Origin of the sequence: Stakelama portus, assembly GCF_003171655.1 — a bacterium.
In the GTDB taxonomy this organism is placed as follows: domain Bacteria; phylum Pseudomonadota; class Alphaproteobacteria; order Sphingomonadales; family Sphingomonadaceae; genus Sphingomonas; species Sphingomonas portus.
The window spans coordinates 175,881-197,048 of the sequence record NZ_QFZL01000004.1; the positions used below are offsets into that span (position 1 = coordinate 175,881).

The following is a 21,168-nucleotide window of genomic DNA, read 5'->3' on the forward strand; positions in this document are numbered from 1 at the left end:
TCAGCTGGCCAAGAGACGTGCGATCTGGTCCTTCGCTGCAGCGGCCAATTGCCGGATCTGGTCGGCATTTTCGGGGGCGGCGGCGGTGACGGCGACATCGAACGACGGACGATCCTGAACGCGCTGCCACCATTGGTGCAGGCGCGGCGTTTCCGCTTCGGGAAGCAGCAGTCCCAGCAATTCCATCCGCGCCAGGAACGGCGTCAGCCCTGCATCGGCGAGGCTGTAGTCGCCGACCAGGAAATCGGCCGCAAGGCTCCGTTCGGCTTCGTGCTGCAACGCCTTCAGCGCTTGTAGCGCGCCGCCCACTTCCGGCGCCTCCAGTCCCTGTTCGACGAGATTGCGGTAAAGCTGGCGCCGCTCCGGGATCTGGACCGACGCATAATAGGCTTCGCGTTGTTCGGCGGGCAGCGCGAGGATCGGGTGCCGCATCGCAATCGCATAGGTGGCGATGCCCAGATGCTGCAGGCTGTCGTCGAGCCGCTTCAACCAGGCGTTCACCCGTGCGCGGCCGAGCGGGGTATCGGGCCGCAAAGCTGGCCGGGGAAACACCTCGTCCAGATAGGTCATGATCACGCTCGATTCGACGAGCACATTGCCGTCATGGACGAGCGTCGGCACCACGCCTGCGGGATTGAGCTTCAGATATTCCGGATCGGACAGATAGCTTCTGGGTACCAGTCTGTCCTCATAGTCGAGGCCCTTCTCGGCCAGAACGAGCATGACCTTGGAGGCGCAGGTTGCGCCCCGAAATCGATAGAGGCTGAGCATCGGATCGGCCTTTTCGGCATGGGCAACGGGCGAGGATCGGATCGCTCGCCCGCTGCGCAGGTCAGAATCGGGTGGCGGCGGCGGGGCGGGCGCCGACCTAGTTGGCGGCCAGAACGCCCATGATTGCCGGATCCAGCTGATCCTCGTCATAGCGTTGCAGGTCCGCTGCGGGCGTGCCCTCGCGCAGCGCCTTCAGATTCGCAGCGGGATCGAATGCCACGCCGATCGGATTGCGTTGCATCGCGCCGCTTTCCAGAAACCGCGTGAAGGCGTCGAAATCGGCGAAATTGTCGACCTGCAGTTCGATCCGGTTGCGATCGGGATCTTCATAATAGATCGACGTGGTCGCACCGTGATTGATCGACAGGATCGGCTCGATGCCATCCTCTGCAAGCCGCTCATAGGTCAGGAGCAGATGTTCGAGCGCGGCAAAGGTGAAGGCGACATGGTCGACGCCAACCGTGCCCGAGGGGCGGTCGACCATTTCGGGCACGCGCGCGATCGCGACGCGATGATGTTCGTCATCATAAGTGAGGAACGCAAGATTATCGTCCTTGTGGACGCATTGCGCGTTCAGGAGATGCAGGTACCAGCGCACCATTTCCTCGAACCGTTCATTGGTGCGCATGACCACATGCGCCAGCTTAACGGGCCGGATCGGCGACGCGTCGGATTGGGACACGATCGTCTGTTCTGCAATATCCATCATCATCTCCTCATAAATTATGTTTCGTCGTCGGCATCGCCGCGCCCGGCCGGACGCTGGATTTGCAAGCCGTTGAAAAGCAGTTTGATCATGTAATCCGCATGGGCGTTCGCCACGTCCTCATCCTGCGGATCGATGCCGTAGAGGCCCTGGATCAGCGGCCGGAACGTATAGAAATGCGACAGCGCGATCATGATCATCGGGGTCAGGTGGGCGACCGGCACGGGCACGATCCAGCCATCGTCGGCGGCGCGGGACAGCAGGTTGTCGAGCTGCCCATGGAAAGGCCCGACAAACGTCTCGATCAGCCAGTCGAAACGCTCGCCCGGTGTGCGCATTTCGTTGAGGATGATCATCACATGTTCGGGCCGCTCGGCCGAAAATTCGAGAAACCCCCGCATGAACACGCGAAGCGCGTCGATGGGCCGCAGGTCGACGATCGTCCTGTTCAACAGGCCGAAGAACCGCTTGTAATCATCCAGCGCATATTCGACTGCTGCGCGCCACAGATTGTCCTTCGATCCGAAGTGATAATGGACCAGCGGCTGTCCGATGCTCGCCGAATTCGCGATTTCCTGCAGCGACGCGCCATCGAACCCGTTCTGCGCGAACAGCTTCAACGCCGCATCGAGCAGATCATTGCGCGCGTTCGCCGACGATCCGGGGGCCGCGCGGCGCGTCTTCGTGGGTTTGCGGGCAGGAGCTTTCGACATGACGGTCCTTCGGGAAGTTTAGACTGTGGTCAGCATATCTGACCGAAGAATCGCATTCAACGCAGCCGCAAGACCGGCGCCGTCCTGATCGCGCCCGTTCCAGGCGACATGCCCGTCGGGACGGACGAGGATCATGTCACTGCCGGTCAGCATGTCGGGGAGGTCGTCCGAGATCCGACGCAGCGCGACTTCCCCGGGCAAGTCCGACAGGGTTCCGATGTCTACATCCTTGCCCACCAGCAGGGTCAGGCTATCGCCGGCGCAAAGCGTGTGCAGGCCGACGCTCCCCTGCGGCCCGTCGACCAGCGCGTGCGGAAGACGCCCGCCCTGGCGCACGGACGGCGCATAGGGTCCAGCCTCCGAATAGGGTTCGCAAGCGCCATAGACATAGCCAAGTTCGTGCGTGAGCGAATCGAAATGCGGCCGCTGCGCTTCGATCGCTTGCGCCACTGCACGCCGGGCCTCGTCGCCGTCTTCCCCGTCGATCGCGAGCGCTGGTCCGCTTGTTTCGGCACGGGTAACCACGGCCGGGTCGACCGGTGCCAGGAAAGAGACACCGAGCGCGGCGTCGATTTCCGCCAGTTTCATTGCGTTTTCCAGGCTGTGCGCGCAATTTGCCCGGGCAACCGGCATGCGCTCTTCGGCATAGCTTTCCAGCAGCGCGGCGGGCGCTTTCCCCTGAAGCACGAACGCCAGTTTCCACGCCAGATTATGCGCGTCCTGCACGCCGGTGTTCAGCCCCAGCCCGCCCGTGGGCGGAAAACGGTGCGCCGAATCGCCGACCAGGAAAAACGGGCCGCGCCGGAAATCGTCCGCGACCTGCGCGCTCATATTCCACGATCCGACGCCGTCGAGCCGGATGGTCGCCGTGCGATCGCCGATCGCGCGATAGATCAGCTCGCGCATCACATCGGGACCGAAATCATCGGGAGTGGAATCGGGCGGGATGACGCACATCAGCGCCCAGCTGTTCGCGATGTCGAAACCGATCAGCACACCCCTGACATCGGGGCCGCCGACAAAGACAACGGGCCCCCGTATATCGCCGATCAGATGCGACAGGTCGGCAGTGAAATAGGCCGATGCGTAGCGTGCGATCGATGGCGGGCCGACCATGGCGATGCCGAGCGATTCCCGAACGGAACTTCGCGCTCCGTCGCAGGCCAGGACATAATCATAGTCATATTTGCTGATATCACCATCAGCATTGCGGATACTCAGCACAGCCTTGTCGCCGTCAATCTGCGATCCGACCACCCGGTTGCGATAGCGGACGGAGCCACCCAGCTCGGCAAACCGTGCCGCCACGACCTGTTCGAAGTGATTCTGACCGACATTCAGCGCGTGAACCGCGCTCGCGCCAGCGCGCAAGGCGCCCGATGCTGCGTCCTTGATCAGGTCCATCCGCCCGAAACGTCGTCCGGTCAGCGATTCAACCCACGCGATCGATTCGACGCGATCGATCGGCGCGGCGACAGCCCGCAACGCTTCAAACGCACCGATTTCTGCCAGAATCTCGCTGGTGCGCGTGTTGATGACATGCGCCTGGGGCAGGGTGCAGGGGCCATCGCCATCGTCGAAAATATCGACCGCAATCCCCCGCTGCCGAAGCAGCACGGCGGAGACCAGCCCTGCGGCGCCCGCGCCCACAATGGCGATCCTGTGGTTCAAATCCGTCACCCCCTTCACCCGCACTCTCCAAGTCTGTTGACATTGTCTGTTATGCTGATAGCTTTATCAACATAGCCAATGACAATGTCAACAAAGACGGATCAGGCTCGGAGAGATCGGAATGGCAATTCGTGAAGCAGTGATCGATCGCGTGATCGACTTTTGGCGTGCGCTGGATCGGCGCGACTATGCGACGATCCTCTCGCTGGTCGCCGAGGACTGTGTCTGGCAGCGCGAGGTGCTCGTTTCCGGACGGGCCGCAATCGGCGAAGCGCTGTCGAAACGGCCGGCCGGCCTGATGACCCGCCATCAGATCACGAATCTGCGCGTGAAGAGCGACGGCGATGGCTGCTCGGTCGCATTCCTGATCACCACCTTCGGCGTGGTTCGGTCCGGTGAGGAAGACTCACCTCCCGACTGCGGCGGCCCGGCGCTGGTGGCCGATGGCGAGATGCGCTTTTCGATCGACGGCGAGACGATTTTAATAACCGCGATTGGCGCGGAAATAGTCTTCCTGGCGCCTCAGAAATAATCCGCGCAACTTCGATAATAATAAACAAAATCAATAATAATATTTGGGGAGGGTTTCGTGAAATACGCATCCAAGAATTACCTGTATCATGCGCCATGCATTCTCGCCCTGGTATATGCCGGGGCTGCCCATGCGCAGGACAGCGCGCCCGTTACGCAGCAGACGCAGAACTGGACGGATACCGAGATCGTGGTCACCGCCCAAAAGCGCGATGAGCTGTTGAGCGATGTGCCGATCGCGATTTCCGCGGCCTCTGGCGACCAGCTGGCACGGCAGGGCGTGACGTCGGTCGAGAATCTCGATCGCATCGCGCCGGGTTTCACATTTCAGCAATCGCACTTCGGAACGCCGGTTTTCACCATTCGCGGCGTCGGTTTCTTCGACAGTTCGATCGGTGGCAGCCCCGCCGTCAGCGTCTATCTCGACCAAGTGCCGCTGCCCTATTCGCTGATGACGCGCGGGGTCGCACTCGACCTTGAACGTGTCGAGGTGCTGAAAGGGCCGCAGGGCACCTTGTTCGGCCAGAGCTCAACCGGTGGCGCCATCAACTATATCGCGGCGAAGCCCACCGAAGACATGCATGCCGGTTTCACGCTGAACGCCGGTCGTTTCGACGAGGTGTCCGCCGAAGCCTTTGTCAGCGGAAAGCTGGCCGAGGGGCTGACCGCGCGCGTTGCCGGTCGCTATGAATATCGCGATGGGTGGCAGAAGCCCGATATGCGCAACGATGCGCGCTTCGGACAGAGCGAGGATGCGCGCATGGGAATGCGGCGCTTCTATACGGGTCGTGTTCTGCTCGACTGGAAACCGACCGACACGCTTCGGTTCGAACTGGGCGCGAATGGCTGGCACGACGGATCCGAACCACAGGCGTTTCACTATATCGCGTTCGCGCCGACCGCTCCGATGAATCCCCTGAACGCGGGCAACAGCTACGCGAATCTGGGGCCACTCACCGCCACGCCCAACGACCCCCGGCTCGCCGGCTGGGATCCGAACACGCCCTTTGGTCTGGATGACGATTTTTATCAGTTCTCGCTTCGCGGCGATTACGATCTGAGCGATTCGATCACGCTGTCGTCGATTTCCGCTTATTCCGAGCTGACCACCAATGCCTATACCGATACCGACGGCACGGCCTATGCCGCGTTCGTGTTGCGGCGTCAGGGATCGATCAAATCCTTTTCGCAGGAACTCCGTGTCGCCGGCACGTCGGGGGCGGTCGACTGGATGATCGGCGGCAATTACGCCTGGGATCACAGCAACGAAATCCAGCAGAACATTCTGAAGACGAGCAACGCCGGCCTTGGGCCGTTCCCGTTCAGCGGGCTTGAGGTTCGCAACGATCAGCAAGTGAACACCTATGCCGCATTCGGCAGCCTGAACTATGCGCTTTCGCCGCAGTTCGAAATCCAGCTTTCGGGGCGCTACACCAAACAGGATCGCGATTTTCGCGGTTGCCTTGCCGATCCGGGCAATGGCCAGGTCGCGACGGCGTTCGGCGCGGTATTCGGTATTCCCGCAATGGCGGGCGAGTGCGTAACCCAGTCCGCCCCCGGTGTATTGCTGGGCGAAGTGCGCTCTTCGCTGGATGAGGATAATGTGTCGTTTCGCGGCGGCGTGAACTGGAAGCCGTCGGACGACGCGTTGCTCTATGCCTCGATCTCCCGGGGCTATAAGCCCGGCAGCTATTCGGTATTGCCGGGGGTTTTCGCTTCGCAGTTCAGCCCGGTTACCCAGGAATCGGTGACGTCGTACGAAGCGGGGTTCAAGCTTTCGGCGCTGAATCGTCGCGTCAGCCTCGACGGCGCGGTGTTCTATGCCGATTATACCGACAAGCAGATTCTGGGCAGCGCGGTAATTCCGCCGTTCGGCAACCTGCCCAAGCTGGTCAACATCCCGCGTTCGCGCGTCTATGGCGGCGAGCTTCAGGCGGTGGTTCGCCCCTTTGCCGGGCTTCGTACGACGGCGGGCATCGCTTATTATAACAGCCGGGTTCTTGAAGACCCCAGCAACCCGGTCGACGCCTATGGCGTGCCCACCTCCTTTGTCGGCGAAGAACTGCCGACCTCGCCCAAATGGCAGATCGTCGGCGACGCGGAATATGGGTTCGATATCTCCTCGGGCACTCGCATGTTCCTGGGCGGCGGTCTGACCTATCACAGCTCGACCTACGCCGCCTTTGGCGAAAATCCGGGGCTGTTGCTGCCGGCCTATACGCTGATCGATGCGCGCGGCGGGATCGAAGCCGCAGACGGCAGCTGGCGGGTTCAGCTGTGGGGCAAGAACATCACCAACCAATTCTACTATCTCAGCTCCAGCGTGGGCGGTGATCGGCTTGCCGCCCTTACCGGAATGCCCGCGACCTACGGGGTGACCTTCAGCTTTCGCTACTGATGCGCGCAGCGTGATGAACCTGTTCCTGGGAGATGACCGGACATGAAGCTTTGCCGATTTGAAATCGACGGTGAAATCAGGATCGGCAAAATTGTCGGGGATCGCGTCGTCGATCTGGGCAATGTTGCGGGGGTCGGATCCTCGATGCGCAAGCTGATCGAGGATCTGCCCGCGCTTCGCGGCGCGCTGGAGGCGGAAAGCGGGCGCGACTTTCCGCTGGCGAAGGTGCGATTGCTGGCGCCGATTACGGACCCGCAGAAATTCCTTGCGATCGGCATGAACTATACGGCGCATGCGGCAGAGGCCGAAGCCGCCGGCATTCCGGTCCCGACCAGCCAGGCATGGTTCAACAAACAGGTGTCGTGCATCACCGGCCCCTATGATCCGATCGAATTGCCCAAAGCGTCGGACAAGGTCGATTATGAAGGAGAACTGGCCTTCATCATCGGCCGGCGATGCCATGATGTCAGCGAAGCCGAAGCGCATTCGGTCATCGCGGGATATCTGCTGTGCAATGACGTGTCCGCGCGCGATTGGCAGATGCGCAGCCCGACGGTCACGCTCGGCAAGAGCTTCGACACGCATGGGCCGATCGGCCCCTGGATCACGACGGCGGATGAAGTGCCCGACGCCGAGGCGCTGACTCTTTCGCTCAGCGTCAATGGCGAGGAACGCCAGCGCGCGGATACCGGCGGGCTGATCTATTCGATCGCCGCGCAGATCGCCTATCTCTCCACCGTGATGACGCTGGAGCCCGGCGACATCATCGCAACGGGTACGCCTTCGGGCGTCGGGATGGCGAGCGGCCGGTTCCTTGCCGACGGCGATATCGTCCGGCTGGAAATCGAAGGTCTGGGCCATATCGAAAACAGGGTTTGCGCGGAGTTGTGACCGGGCAGGGCTTCGAGTTGACGGACGCCGATCTGCTCGAGCGGATACGCATCGAAGACCGATTGGTGTTCGAGCGGGCTGCGCGCGATGCAGGGCGCTGGGACGAGATGGCGGCCTGTTATCATCCCGATGCCGAGGTCGATATTTCCTGGTTCACGGGATCGGGAGCGGCGTTCGTTCAGGCGTCGCAAGCGATGGCGCAAGGCGGCAACGTCTCCTTTCACCAGATCGGCCAGTCGGTCGTGCAACTCCGTGGCGACCGGGCGACGCTCGACACGGATTGCACCATCCATATTTTCACCGAACTGGAAGGGTGCGGAGTCGCGATCACCTCTTTCGGGCGGCTTCGCGTTCGCATGGAAAAACGGGGCGGAGCGTGGCTGATTGCGGGTCTTCGCGGAATTTATCTTCGCGACCTGATGCAGCCGCTTGATCCGAACCGAATTCCGCAGCTCGATGAGGATCTTCTGGCCGGCCTGCGTCCCTCCTATCGCTGTCTGGCGTATGCAATGGCAAAGCTCGGTCGCCCGGCATCGGCCACGCTGCCGGGCATCGACCGCCCCGACCTCGTCCAGTCCCTGATCGACGCCGAGCGTGCGTGGTTGCTGGACATGGCAACCACAGAGACGAACAACCACGGGAGAAGCCTGCGTGCGTAACCTTAGCCGGAATTGGAAGCTGGGCTTTGTCGCCTTGTGCGTCGCCACCATCGGGCCTGTGTCGGCTGCAGCGCAAGCTGTGGGCGCGGCTCCGGCGCCGCAGCAAGTCGCACAGCCGGACCCGGCAAAGTCGACGCGCATCGTGACGCTGGGGACGGCCGCCGGGCCCCGATCGCTGTCCGATCGCGCAGGACCGGCCACCTTGCTGCAGGTGGGAGATCGCATCTACCTGATCGATGCTGGCGCGGGGGTTTCGCACGGCCTTGCGAAAATCGGCATTCAGCCGGATCAGGTTCGGCGGATCTTTCTCACCCACCTCCATTTCGATCATGTGGCCGGTATTCCGACCATGCTCGGTTTTGCCTGGCAAAGGCGGCCGAGCGAACCGATCGAGATATACGGGCCGCCCGCCACGCGGGAATATATGGCGCGCGTGACGAATCTGGTCGGTTTCACGAGCGATATCTACGCGGCGGAAATGCCGCCGACGCCGCCCGTTGCACAGATGGTGGTGGCGCATGATGTCGACGTTTCCGGCCCGGCGGTGATCTACAAGGATGATCTGATCACGGTCACTGCAGTCGAAAATTCGCATTATGCGACGATCCCTGCTGATCGACGCCCGCTGGGTGCTGCGCGATCCTATGCCTATCGCTTCGACACGCCGGACCGCTCGATCGTATTCACGGGCGATACGGGCCCTTCGGAAGCTGTCACCGAACTGGCGCGCGGGGCCGACATCCTCGTCGCCGAAGTCATGGACATGGACTATACGCTGTCGCAGCTGTCGCAGCTGTTCAACACGCCGGTTGCGCAGTTGAAACCCGTTGCCGAGCATATGTTGCAGGAGCATCTGTCGCCGCAGGCGGTTGGCGAGATGGGGAAGCGGGCCGACGTCGCTATGGTCGTGCTCAGCCATATCGGCACGGGCGAGAACAACCATGATTTGCGGCTGTTCACCAGCGGGGTCCAGGCAGTGTATCCGGGGCCTGTCGTCGTCGCCAACGATGGCGATGCGTTTTAGCAGCGGGCGGAATCTATCCGGTTCCTGCGCAGGTTTAAGATAGTTTCACGTCAGGAGATGCCGATGGCTTCGGTCTCGCTCATGCGATTGTTCACTGCGGCCGCCGAAGCCTCGACCGGTCGGCGTTTCGGCGATTATGAAGCCCTGCACCGCTGGTCGGTGACGGATGCCGAGGCATTCTGGAAATTTCTGTGGGAATTTGAGGGTGTCCTGTCGGACACGCCGTATGAAACGGTACTGGCAAGCCGTTCGATGCCGGGTGCGCGATGGTTTTCCGGTTCGACGCTCAACTATGCCCGCCAGGTTTTCCGCCACGTCGATGCCGCCGATGCCGCCGGCCATCCTGCGATCGTCGCCGAGGATGAAACCGGCGCGATTGCGCAAGTCGGATGGCCCGAATTGCGTGCGCGCGTGGCCTCGTTCGCAGCCGAGTTGCAGTCGCTTGGCGTGGAAAGCGGCGATCGTGTCGCCGCCTATCTGCCCAACCGGACCGAGGCGGTGGTGGCGTTCCTCGCCTGTGCGTCGATCGGCGCGGTGTGGACGGTATGCGCTCCCGATATGGGGGCACCCGCCATTCTCGACCGGTTCCGGCAGATCGAACCGAAGCTGCTGATTGCTGCCGATGGCGTATTCTATGGCGGGAAGGCGATCGATCGCGCACCGGTCGTCCGGCAATTGCACGATGCACTGCCGACGGTCGAAAAACTGGTGATCGTGCGATCGGGCCATAGCGCCGACCCGTTCGAGGACGCGCTCGACTTTGCCGCGCTGTGCGCCCGTACCGATTGCGTATTGGCGCCGACGCCGCTGCCGTTCGATCACCCGCTATGGATCGTCTATTCCAGCGGCACGACCGGCAAGCCCAAGGCGCTGGTCCATGGTCATGGCGGGATCATCCTCGGCAATGCGGCAACGCGGCTCCATAGCGATCTTGGCGCCAGCTATGACGCGCGCACGCCGGGCGAGCGTTTCCACTGGTTCAGTTCGACCGGCTGGATGATGTGGAATACGCAAGTCGGCGGCCTGCTGGGCGGGACCACGATCTGCATTTACGACGGCAGCCCGATGGGCAGCCGGGAAGCGCCCGACTGGGGTGTCCTGTGGCGTTTCGCCGCACGCCATCGCGTCACCTTCCTGGGATCGGGCGCGCAATTCTACACGCTATGCGCCAAATCCGGTCTCGACCTTGCTTCGGTCGGCGACCTTTCTTCGCTAAGGTCTCTGGGAAGTACCGCGTCGCCCTTGCCGGCGGCGGTGCAGCTGGAAATTTCCAGACGGCTCGGCTCGGCCGGCGCGCCGGATATCTGGTGGTTCAACAGCTCGGGCGGCACGGATATTTGCGGGGCGTTCTGCACGGGCAATCGCGATCTGCCCGAAGCGCCCGGAAAATTGCAGTGCCGCCAGATCGGCGCTGCCGTGGAAGCGTGGGACGAAGCGGGCAATCCGGTCATCGACGTGGTCGGCGAGCTTGTCTGCACCCAGCCGCTGCCGAACATGCCGCTCTATCTGGTCGGCGATACCGATGGCGCGCGCTATCGCGAATCCTATTTCGACATGTATCCCGGCATCTGGCGGCATGGCGACTGGCTGCGCATCGAATCCGACGGGACTTGCGAAATCTTCGGCCGCAGCGACGCCACCATCAACCGTGGCGGACACCGGATGGGCACCAGCGAAATCTATGACGCCGTGGAGCAACTGGATGCCGTCGCGGATTCGATGGTGATCGACGTTCGCCAGCAAGATGCCGACAGCAAGTTGCTGCTCTTCGTGGTTCCGGCGGGCGGAGAACTGACCGATGCACTGGCGGATGCCGTTCGGGACGCGATCCGAACCTCGCTATCGCCGCGCTTCATCCCGGATGCGATCATCCCGGTCGCCGACATTCCGCGAACCCTGACGTCCAAGAAGCTGGAATTGCCGGTCAAGCGGTTGTTCGAAGGGCGTCGTGGCAAGGCACTGGTCGATCCATCGACCATGTCCAATCCCGATTCGCTAACCGAATATATGGCTATCGCAGACCGTTTGTCGTCCGGACGGGGCGTGTAGGGGCGGGCCTGGCAGCAGGATGGATCGGGTGGGCGATGCAACGCGCCATCCCCGAGATATTGCAGAAGCCTCACCAGCCCATGGTTCGGCGGACAAGGCGCGCCTGCATGGGGGGTATTGCTCCCGCGCTGTTGTCGCCGGGTAGTGGTCAGGTGAATCCGCAGCCAGGTCGCGCTCGCTTTTCAGTTGAAGCGCGCGGAGCTTGCCGCCGACGAGACAATTGTCCCTGGCGACGATCCCGATGATCTGCATCAGCGCGGAAAAAATGCTCGTTGCCGCGGCAAAGGCGTGACCTGACGGAGTGCCGGTGCGCGCTGTACAAGTCGGCTGAGGCTTGCGGTCATGGCCCGGCCCACCATAGCCAGAGGAAAGCGGCCGACAGCACCGCCTCGCCCGCGATCGATCGGAAAATGCCCGCGCTGGCCCGTCGCGCCAGGAATTCGAACAGCCCCAGACATGCCAGAAGCGCGACGGCGCCCGCCACGACTAGGCACATGGCCGAGCGGAAATCCGAAGGCGCGGCATTGCGCCCCAGAAAAAACGCCAGGGCAAGGCCGAGATAGATGACGCCGAGCCGGCGAAACAGAATCAGCGCGCCGGCGGTCGGTTCAAGACCCCACTCCCTGAGCACGCCGCCCCCCGCGAAGAGGAAGCGGAACCCCAGAAGGCAAGCAGCGCCGCACGTGACGTACGCCAATATCTGAAAGGTCATTGTCGATCTTCCTGATCCAAATGCCGGGGCCAATGCAGGCCCGTTCGGCACGGTCATGCAGGATTGCGTCCGGACGATCCATGCGCCATCGTCCGATTTTCCTTGGAGATCGTCCAGGCATGGATCCGCTGTCCGATGTCCTCGCGCTGCTGGAACCAAGAAGCTACCGTGTCGGCGGCTTCGAGGCGGGCGGCGACTGGTCGATCCGCTTCGATGCCTATGACACAGGGATCAAATGCTATGCCGTGACTGCGGGCAGTTGCTGGATCACGGTCGAAGGCGCCGGCCCGCCTGTGCTGCTTGAGCAAGGCGATTGTTTTCTGTTGCCGCACGGCTGGCCGTTCCGGATTGCAAGCGATCCGAACCTGCCGGCCGAGGATTACCGACCTTATTTCGTTGGCTCACCCGAGGGCGCGGTCGTCAGGTTGCACGGCGGCGGCGGGGTGACGGTGCTCGGCAGCCATTTCCAGTTCGCAGGGCCGCATGCCGAGATGCTGCTGGGGCTGTTGCCGCCGCTCGTTCACCTGAAGAGCGAGGCGGATCGTGCGACGCTGCGCTGGGCCTTTGACCGGATGCGACAGGAACTGGCCATTGCCCAGCCGGGAAGCGTGCTGATCGCGCAGCATCTGGCCCATATGATCTTTGTCCAGGCGTTGCGGCTTCACCTGGAGGAAGGCAGGGACGCGGGATGGTTTTCCGCGCTGTCCGACAAGCGGATCGGCGCGGCGATTGCCGCGATGCACCGGGAACCGGCCCGGCGCTGGACGGTCGCAATGCTTGCCGCCGATATCGGCATGTCGCGATCCAGTTTCGCGGCGCGGTTCAGGCAATTGGTCGGCGAAGGACCGATGGCATATCTCACCCGCTGGCGGATGCTGCGCGCCGAACGCAGCCTTTCGCGCGGCGAGGCCGTCGGGACCGTCGCCCGCTCGCTCGGATATGAATCGGAAAGCGCGTTCAGCACTGCCTATAAGCGCGTCATGGGCAGCACGCCCCGCCGGCGCGCGCGTTCGGCGGTCATCGGGCCGCTGCGCTAGCCAAATGGGAACAACGCGTGCGGCGGAGCGGCACCGGCGCGTGCCGAAACTGCCGGTCGTTGCGCGGCGGCCTTTCCGCCTCTCGGTCTCGCTGACCGGCGCGGCGATCAGCGTGCGGTTTCGCGATGGTTCCAGCCTGCGGAACGGACCGATTTCAGAACAGCGGAGCAATCATCGTCAGCAGATTGTCGACAAAGCGGCGGGCAATCGACCGGCTGGCGGCGCCGCCGCGATCGATCTCGATAGCGTCGGCAAGCCAGCGCTGCTGATGCTCGCGCAACTGCGTTGCCAGCTCGCGGGATTCGAACAGGATGTTGTTCTCGAAATTCAGATCGAGACTGCGCCGGTCCATGTTGGACGAGCCGATCAGGGCCAGCCTGTCGTCCACCGCGATCGTCTTGGCGTGCAGCAGTCCGCCGCCATATTCGAAGATACGCACCCCGGCTCTTGCGAGAACCGGATAATAGGCTCGGCCGATTGCGCCGACGATCCGGTTGTCGTTGCGGCGCGGAAAGACGATGCGGACCGCGACGCCACGTCGCGCCGCGGCAACGATCGCGCTGATCAGCGGCGGATCGGGCGCGAAATAGGGCGTCGTGATCGTCGCGCTTTCCTGTGCGACCGCGAGCGTGGCGACGAACATGTCGGTCATCGTTCCGCCCGGAGATAGCGGCCCGGTTCCTGCGGCGATCGCAACGAAGCCGTCGGCCGCAGGTTGCGGCGGATCGACGGCCATGACGGGACGCAGATCCTCGCCCGTTTCCAAGGTCCAGGCAGAGGCGAAGATGAGGTCGGCCTGGCGTGCCACCGGCCCTTCGAAGCGAACCAGAATATCGACCCAGGGCGCAAAGCTGCGTTTGACCAGAAACGCCGGATCGGCGCAATTCTGGCTGCCGCAATATGTGACGTGTCCGTCGATGACGGCGATCTTGCGGTGATTGCGCAGATCGGTGCGATGCCCCACCAGAAAGCCGAGACCCAGCGGCGCCTGAAGCGAACTGCAAAGCCGCGCGCCGGCATCGCGCATCGCCGACCAGGGATCGGAGCGGATCAACGCCCGCGATCCGATCGCATCGGCGACGATGCGACAGGTCACCCCGCGCCGGGCCGCGCGACATACCGCCTCCACGACCTTCATGCCATTATTGTCGGCCAGCCAGATGTAGAAGGACAAATGAACCGACTGGGTTGCCGCATCGATGTCTGCGACCAGCATCGCGATCGCGGCATCGGAATCGGGTGCGATCCGGCCTGTGTTTCCGACAGAAGCCGGCCAACCCGATGCCGCTTCGAAGGTTCGAAAGGCGTTCGCCGCGAAGGCGGCGTCCCCGCGTTCTGCAGGGCGGGGCGCGAATGGAAGCAGCGCGTCATAGGCGCGGCGTCCACGGTCCCTGAGGCCGCTCGAAATCCAGGGTTCGCCGAACAGAAGGTACAGGATCACGCCGAGCACGGGCAAGGCGATCAGCAGCAGCAACCAGGCTGCGCGCGCATAGGAATCGCGCCCTTCGAGCAGGACCGCGCGGAGGACCACGGCGAGATGGAGCGCCGCGACGATCAGCCATAGGATGGTGTTCAGTTCGATCAACGACGTTTCACCCCTGTCGGTGCCTGGTATCTGTGCTTCTTTCCTTGGTCATGGTCCAGCCGCTTCCGGGTTGCCGGCGGACGGCCGGTTGCTGAGCGATGCGCGGTCGATAATCGTCGTTCATCAGCCGATGGCCGCTGCGGTGGCCGCCGTCGCGCTCGCATATCCCGTCCCCTGCGGAGCCGGGTCTTGCAACCACAGACGGTTCGCTCAGGCTCTGGGAAGCCGCACCTCGAACGTGCTGCCTTCGCCGGGGGCGCTTTTCTGGAGGGAAATCTGGCCGCCATGCATTTCCACCAGTTCCTTGACCAGCGCCAGACCGATGCCCAGACCGTCACCGACGATACCAAGCGATGAATCGGCCTGACCGAAAATCTCGAAGATTCGCGTCTGCTGATCCGGTGCGATGCCGATGCCGGTGTCGCGGACCGCGATGATCGCCTGAGTCTCGGTTCCGGATATCGTGACGGTTATCCGTCCGCCCGCAGGCGTGTAGCGCGCGGCATTGCCGACCAGGTTGCTCACGATCTGGATTATTCTGGCGGGATCGGCTTCGAGGAGGATCTCCTCATCGGGCATTTCGACGTCGAGCCTGTGTCCGGCCGTCTCGATCGCCACGCTGTTGAGCGCCAGCGCCTGTGGCAGGATGTCGTGCAGCGAGAGCGTTTCCTTCCGCAGCGAAATCTTGCCCTGCTCGATCCGCGCGATATCCAGAAGATCGTCCACCAGCCGCGAAACATGCGTGATGTTCTGTCGCATCGCCGCGCGCACCTCATCGGCATTCGCCCGGCGATTGTCGCGCTCGAGAATGTTGAGCCCTGAGGAAAGCACCATCAGCGGATTGCGCAGTTCATGCCCCAGAACCGCAAGAAAGCGATTCTTCTGCTGGTCGGCGACCTGAAGCGCCGCGCTGAGCATGGCGAGTTCGTCGCGCTGGGCGGCGATCTGGCGACGCTGATCGTAAAGGTCGATGAAAACCGCCGCCTTCGAGCGCAGAATATCCGCTTCGATCGGTTTCTGGATGAAGTCGACTGCACCGGCTTCATAGCCACGGAAGCGGCGCGCGGAATCGCCCGTTCCGGCGGTCACGAAAATGATCGGAATATGCCGCGACCGTTCGTTGGCGCGCATGAATTCCGCGAGCTCGAATCCGTCCATCCCGGGCATCTGCACGTCGAGCAGCGCCAGCGCATAGTCATGCTGCAGCATCAGTTCGAGCGCTTCCTCGCCGCTGCGGGCCGTGTGGAACGCCAGTCCGTCGCGCTTGAGCAACGCTTCGAGCGCGAGCAGATTCTCGGCCAGATCGTCGACCAGCAGCAGGTTGATGGTGGGTTCGGGCACCGTCATTGAGTCACCGTCTTTGCAAGATGCGCCGCGATTTCATCGAGCGTCATAACCAGTGCGCCCCGGCACGCGTCCGCTGCGGCGACCGGCATCGCCGCGACTTCGGCTTCGTCGGGATTTTGCACGATGGCGGTGCCGCCCGCCGCGCATATCGCCTGCAATCCGGCTGCGCCGTCATTATTGGCGCCAGTCAGCACGATCCCCGTCAGCGCCGCTCCATAGGCATCGGCGGCGCTTTCGAACAACACGTCGATCGCCGGACGCGAATGATTGACCGGTTCCTCGGTCGAAAGGGCGAGCGCGCCCTCCGCCTCGACCAGCAGATGATAGTCGGGCGGCGCGAAATAGACGGTCCCCGACGTCAGCGGTTCCTTGTCCTCGGCTTCCTTCACTCTCATCCGGCACTTGCGGTCGAACAGCGCGACCAGCGCATTGTCCTTTCGCGGCGGAATATGAACCACCACCACGACCGGCAGCGGATAATCCGCCGGCAGATCGGGCAGGATATGCGAAAGCGCCTGTACACCGCCCGCCGAAGCACCGATTGCGACCAGCCCCTGCGTCATCGCGACTTTCTCCGATAGATACGTTCCTCGCGCACGAACTCGGAGAACCGGTCGGCCTGGGCGGAAAAACGCAGACTCTCCTTGGACCCGATGCCCAGAAAGCCACGCCGTGCCAGTGATTCCGCGAACAGGCCGACCACGCGATCTTGCAGTTCACGATCGAAATAAATCAAGACATTGCGGCAGGATATCAGGTGCATTTCGCCAAATGCCGCGTCGGTGACCAGGCTGTGGTCGGAAAATACGGTTCGTGCGCGCAGCGACTGGTCGAACACCGCGCGGCCGTAATCGGCGGTATAATATTCCGACAGCGAGCATTGGCCGCCCGATTGCTGGTAGTTTTCCGTGAACAATCGCACGCGGTCTAGCGAATAGACACCCGCCTTGGCCGCCTTCAGCGCGGCGGGATTGATGTCGGTGGCATAGAAGATCGTCTTTTCCGCCAGCCCCTCTTCGCGGAACAGGATGGCGAGCGAATAGAGTTCCTCGCCATGGCTGCATCCGGCCACCCACACTTTCAGCGAGGGATAGGTGCGCAAATGCGGGATCACCTTCTCGCGCAACGCCCGGAAATAGGACGGATCGCGAAACATCTCGCTGACCTGTACCGTCAGATAATTGAGCAGGTTGGGCAGCATCGTTTCGTCATGCAGCACGGCGGATTGCAGCGCCGAAATGCTGTCGAAGCCCAGCTGCTTTTGCGCCTGAAGCAATCGGCGCTTGATCGACGCGCGCGCATAATGGCGGAAATCATAATGATAATGGCGATAAAGCGCGTCCAGCAGCAGCTGGATTTCTATTTCCTCGACGGGCTCGCTCATTATCGGGGCATCCACACCCGCACCAGCGACAGCAGCTTGTCGACGTCGATCGGCTTGGCCATGTAATCATTGGCGCCGGCATCGATGCATTTCTGCTGATCGTCGGGCATCGCCTTGGCGGTGAGCATGATGATCGGCAATTTGCGCCATTGCGGATCGTCGCGAATGGTGCGTGCCGCAGTCAGGCCGTCCATCACCGGCATCATCACGTCCATCAGCACCAGGTCGATCGCATTGTCGGGATCGGTCGCGGCCGCCGCCAGCGCGTCGAGTGCTTCCTGGCCGTTGCGCGCGATGCGGGTCAGTGCGCCGCGAGGTTCCAGCACGCTGGTCAGCGAATAGACGTTGCGCACGTCATCCTCGACGATCAGGATACGCCGTCCTTCCAGCGCGGCGTCGCGATGCCGCGCTTTCTCGATCATCTGCCGCTGTTCGGGCGGCAGTTCGGACACCACCCGGTGCAGGAACAGCGAAACCTCGTCCAGCAACCGTTCGGGCGATTTCGCGCCCTTGATGATGATCGAACTGGAATAGCGGCGCAGGCGCTGTTCCTCATCGGCCGAAAGATCGCGCCCGGTATAGACGATGACCGGCGGCAGCGGCTCGTGGACATCTTCGCTGAGCGTTTCGAGCAACGAGAAGCCCGAGGCGTCGGGCAGCGAAAGGTCGAGGACCATGCAGTCATAGCCGCCCTCGCGAAGCTCTGCGAGGCACTCCGCGGCAGTGCCGACACCGACGGTTTCGACATCCTGCGACCGCAGCAGATTGCCTACCGCCTCGCGCTGAACCGAGTCGTCCTCGACGATCAACACGCGCCGCATGCGTGCCGACAGTTTTTCCTGCAGACCGGCAAGCACTTCGGCCAGCTGTTCGCGCGGCGCGGGCTTGCCGAGAAAGCCGACCGCGCCGAGCGCCAGCGCGGTATTGCCCTGGTCTTCGCCCGATACGACATGGATCGGAATATGCCGGGTTTCGTCCTGGTGCTTCAGCCGGTCGAGCACGGTGAGTCCGGACTGGTCGGGCAATCCGATGTCGAGCACGATCGCGCTCGGCCGATATTCGCGGGCAAGGTCGATCGCATCCTGCGCGGTGCCGGCAACGATGCACTGGAACCCCATTTCGCGCGAAAGATCGCAAATGATCGAAGCGAAGGTCGAATCGTCCTCGATTACCAGCAACAGCCGCTTGCCATCGGCAAGCGCATCGCGATCGTCTTCCACACTCGAGGACGGTGCCGCCGGTCCGGGCGTTCTATCGCGTAACGGCTTCTCCGGCGCCATGATCGCTGCGGGAACCTGCGGCACGACTTCCCTCGCCGCGACCTTGCCGGGATCATAGGCGAGGGGAATTGCGACGAAAAAGGTGCTGCCCTTGCCGACTTCGCTTTCGAGGCGGATCGAACCGCCCAGCAGGCGCACCAGTTCGCGCGAAATCGACAGGCCAAGCCCGGTCCCGCCGAACCTGCGGCTGATCGTGCCGTCGGCCTGCTGAAACGCTTCGAAAATCGCGTCGCGCTGTTGGGGCGGAATGCCGATGCCGGTGTCAGAAACGGCCAGTTCCAGCATCTCGCCCTTTACCGGTCCGATGGAAAGCCCGACGCGTCCCTGTTCGGTGAATTTGATCGCGTTGGACAACAGATTCTTGAGCACCTGTTCCAGGCGCAACCGATCGGTTTCGATCGAGCGGGGCGCGCCGGGCGCCAGAGTGACGTCCAGATCGAGCCCGCGTTCCTTTGCCAGCTGCTCGAACAGCTTGCGCATGTCCGCGGCCAGCCGCTCGGTCGCCACGGGCGCGGCTTCTATCTCGACATGCCCCGCCTCGATCTTCGACAGGTCGAGAATGTCGTTGATCAGCGTCAGCAGGTCGTTGCCCGACGATTCGATGGTACGGGCGAATTTGATCTGTTCTTCGGAGAGATTGCGGTCGGGATTGTCGGCCAGCAATTTGGACAGGATCAACAGCGAATTGAGCGGCGTGCGCAGCTCGTGGCTCATATTCGCCAGGAAATCGGACTTATACTGGCTGGCCTGTTCCAGCTCGCGCGTCTTGAGCTGCAGCGTAGTCGCGGCGCGGACCAGCTCGTCGCGCTGGTTTTCCAGTGTCTGCGCCTGTTCCTCCAGCTGGCTGTTGGTCTGTTCCAGCTCGACCTGCTGCAATTCCAGCCGCGCCTGCGATTCCTTCAGTGCGTTGCCCTGTTCCTCAAGCTCTTCGTTCGAAACGCGCAGTTCCTCGCTTTGCGCCTGCAACTCGCCGGCCTGACGCTGAGTCTCTTCCAGCGCGTCCTGCAGCTTTTCGCGGAACCGTGCCGACCGCAGTGCAATGCCGATCGCGCCCGCCGTGCTTTCGAGCAATTCGGGCACCTGATCGTCGATTTCATCGAAAAACCCCAGTTCGATGACGCCGTTGACGATTCCATCCACCTGGCAGGGTGCAATCAGCAAATGACGCGGCACATCGCTGCCGAACGCCGAGCCGATGGTGAGATAGCCGGCGGGCACATCCCGGAGCATGGTCGCATGGCCATCGCGCGCAACCTTGCCCAGCAATCCGTCGCCGCGTTCGAACGTTTCCGGCACATCGGCAGTTGCCGGGACGCCAAGCGTCGCAGCGCGGTTGAACGTCCCAGCCTCGCCCTTGAACATCGCGCCGGCATGGGCGTGGGTGACCTCCGCCAGGAATGTGAGGATGGCAGAGGCCAGCTGCGGGACCGTCTTGTCCCCCCGCATTGCCTCTGACAGGCCGACCTGAGCGGTCTGCAGCCATCGCTGGCGTTCGCGGGTGCGGCTGGTTCGCAAACCCAGAATGAAGATGGTGACCGTCAATGCGATACCGATCAGACTGGCCGTGACTGCGCTGATCACGGCCTGGCGCGATGCTGCCTCCAGCGCGGCTTCGCGCACCTGTCGTGTTTCCAGTTCGCCTCGCTGCAACACTGCCATCTGCGCGCGAATGGCATCCATCGCCGCTTTGCCGCGGTCGCTGCTAACTTCCGCTATCGCTGCTTCGAGCCCGCGCTCGCGGCGCAGTTCAATGACCCGCGCCATTTCGCGCAGCTTGATCTCGACCGCGCTTCTCAGCTTCTCGAAGGTTTCGCTGCGCAGACTGTCCCCCTGCGTGTCGCGTTCCAGAAGCTCAAGGCGACGGCGCAGGTCGGCCACGCCGTCGACATAGGGTTCGAGATAGGCCTCCTCGCCGGTCAGGAGGTAGCCGCGCTGGCCGGTTTCGGCATCGAGCGCAGAGGTCAGCACCTCGTCCAGCATCGTCAGCACGTCATGCGTCTGGCGAATCTGGGCGTCGCTTTGCCGCATCTCCTGAAGGTTCGAAAAGGTGATGGCGGCGGTGACGAGGAAAAATCCGATACCCAGCGCGATGCCGCCGATCGACCACCATGTCGTGGCATCACGCAGGTTGCGCGCGCTGAAAAGTCTCTTCAATTTGGATACCTTACAAAAGCAGCCTGGGTGAAATAGCAGGCGGACTGTTCTATTCAATCGCTATCGGGCTTTGTGGGGCAGGCGCCGAAGGGGCGTAGCGGACTCATTTTTCAGCCCGCGCGCGTCCGCAAGCGAGGCGACGGATCCCGGCCTTGGTCCCATTGGGGACGCAATCCGCGAGGAGGGCGGGAGGCGGGGGCATCGCCGAGTTACCGGAGCGGCAGCGTCGCCGGCCCGCATCCGGATGTCGTGAAAT

The 21,168-nt window shown here is 62.8% G+C and carries 17 protein-coding genes; 7 read left to right on the plus strand and 10 right to left on the minus strand.

Going from position 1 to position 21,168, the window contains the following annotated elements; genetic code table 11:
• From DKB74_RS12315 to DKB74_RS12330, 4 genes are all read right to left on the minus strand, one after another.
• Complete coding sequence (locus DKB74_RS12315) at positions 1-771, minus strand: glutathione S-transferase family protein (protein WP_161956859.1); 771 nt, start codon at positions 769-771, stop codon at positions 1-3.
• A gap of 97 nt (positions 772-868) precedes the next feature.
• A complete protein-coding gene (locus DKB74_RS12320; RefSeq protein ID WP_109808802.1) occupies positions 869-1,477 on the minus strand; it encodes a VOC family protein in 609 nt (202 codons plus the stop codon).
• A 17-nt stretch (positions 1,478-1,494) separates the two neighbouring features.
• Positions 1,495-2,190, minus strand: a complete 696-nt coding sequence (locus tag DKB74_RS12325) for a TetR/AcrR family transcriptional regulator (protein WP_109808464.1) — start codon at positions 2,188-2,190, stop codon at positions 1,495-1,497.
• Between the two features lie 18 nt (positions 2,191-2,208).
• Positions 2,209-3,861, minus strand: coding sequence for an FAD-dependent monooxygenase (locus DKB74_RS12330; protein WP_161956860.1), 1,653 nt, complete (start codon positions 3,859-3,861; stop codon positions 2,209-2,211).
• Between the two features lie 139 nt (positions 3,862-4,000).
• Here DKB74_RS12330 and DKB74_RS12335 point away from each other — a divergent pair, with 139 nt between their 5' ends.
• From DKB74_RS12335 to DKB74_RS12360, 6 genes are all read left to right on the plus strand, one after another.
• Entirely contained in the window at positions 4,001-4,393 is a 393-nt protein-coding gene (locus DKB74_RS12335; protein WP_205007877.1) for a nuclear transport factor 2 family protein, read from the plus strand.
• A 57-nt stretch (positions 4,394-4,450) separates the two neighbouring features.
• Positions 4,451-6,790 carry a TonB-dependent receptor gene (locus tag DKB74_RS12340; protein ID WP_161956861.1) on the plus strand — a complete coding sequence of 780 codons (2,340 nt, stop codon included), beginning with the start codon at positions 4,451-4,453 and terminating at the stop codon, positions 6,788-6,790.
• A gap of 42 nt (positions 6,791-6,832) precedes the next feature.
• The gene (locus DKB74_RS12345) at positions 6,833-7,681 is read left to right on the plus strand and encodes a fumarylacetoacetate hydrolase family protein (RefSeq protein WP_109808468.1); all 849 of its coding nucleotides are present in this window, start codon (positions 6,833-6,835) and stop codon (positions 7,679-7,681) included.
• A complete protein-coding gene (locus DKB74_RS12350; RefSeq protein WP_109808469.1) occupies positions 7,678-8,340 on the plus strand; it encodes a nuclear transport factor 2 family protein in 663 nt (220 codons plus the stop codon). Before DKB74_RS12345 ends, DKB74_RS12350 begins: the two co-directional genes overlap by 4 nt.
• Positions 8,333-9,364, plus strand: coding sequence for an MBL fold metallo-hydrolase (locus DKB74_RS12355; protein WP_161956862.1), 1,032 nt, complete (start codon positions 8,333-8,335; stop codon positions 9,362-9,364). The genes DKB74_RS12350 and DKB74_RS12355 overlap by 8 nt, the downstream gene beginning before the upstream one ends.
• A 63-nt stretch (positions 9,365-9,427) precedes the next feature.
• Positions 9,428-11,413, plus strand: a complete 1,986-nt coding sequence (locus tag DKB74_RS12360; protein ID WP_205007878.1) for an acetoacetate--CoA ligase — start codon at positions 9,428-9,430, stop codon at positions 11,411-11,413.
• Between the two features lie 340 nt (positions 11,414-11,753).
• On the opposite strand, the gene DKB74_RS12365 is transcribed toward DKB74_RS12360, so the two are convergent.
• Positions 11,754-12,125: a hypothetical protein gene (locus DKB74_RS12365; protein WP_109808472.1), complete on the minus strand. Its 372-nt coding sequence runs from the start codon at positions 12,123-12,125 to the stop codon at positions 11,754-11,756.
• 119 nt (positions 12,126-12,244) lie between these two features.
• Between DKB74_RS12365 and DKB74_RS12370 the strand changes: the two genes are divergently transcribed.
• Positions 12,245-13,162 (plus strand): AraC family transcriptional regulator, encoded by a 918-nt coding sequence (locus DKB74_RS12370; RefSeq protein WP_109808473.1) that lies wholly within the window; start codon positions 12,245-12,247, stop codon positions 13,160-13,162.
• A 154-nt stretch (positions 13,163-13,316) separates the two neighbouring features.
• Here the strand turns inward: DKB74_RS12370 and cls are convergent, their stop codons facing one another.
• The 5 genes from cls to DKB74_RS12395 form a co-directional block, all read right to left on the minus strand.
• A complete protein-coding gene (cls, locus tag DKB74_RS12375; RefSeq protein WP_109808474.1) occupies positions 13,317-14,747 on the minus strand; it encodes a cardiolipin synthase in 1,431 nt (476 codons plus the stop codon).
• A gap of 210 nt (positions 14,748-14,957) precedes the next feature.
• Complete coding sequence (locus DKB74_RS12380) at positions 14,958-16,094, minus strand: hybrid sensor histidine kinase/response regulator (RefSeq protein ID WP_109808475.1); 1,137 nt, start codon at positions 16,092-16,094, stop codon at positions 14,958-14,960.
• Positions 16,091-16,657 carry a chemotaxis protein CheB gene (locus DKB74_RS12385; protein ID WP_109808476.1) on the minus strand — a complete coding sequence of 189 codons (567 nt, stop codon included), beginning with the start codon at positions 16,655-16,657 and terminating at the stop codon, positions 16,091-16,093. The genes DKB74_RS12380 and DKB74_RS12385 overlap by 4 nt, the downstream gene beginning before the upstream one ends.
• Entirely contained in the window at positions 16,654-17,478 is an 825-nt protein-coding gene (locus tag DKB74_RS12390) for a CheR family methyltransferase (RefSeq protein ID WP_109808477.1), read from the minus strand. Before DKB74_RS12390 ends, DKB74_RS12385 begins: the two co-directional genes overlap by 4 nt.
• Positions 17,478-20,786, minus strand: a complete 3,309-nt coding sequence (locus tag DKB74_RS12395) for a response regulator (RefSeq protein ID WP_109808803.1) — start codon at positions 20,784-20,786, stop codon at positions 17,478-17,480. The genes DKB74_RS12390 and DKB74_RS12395 overlap by 1 nt, the downstream gene beginning before the upstream one ends.
• Positions 20,787-21,168: the final 382 nt, after the last annotated feature.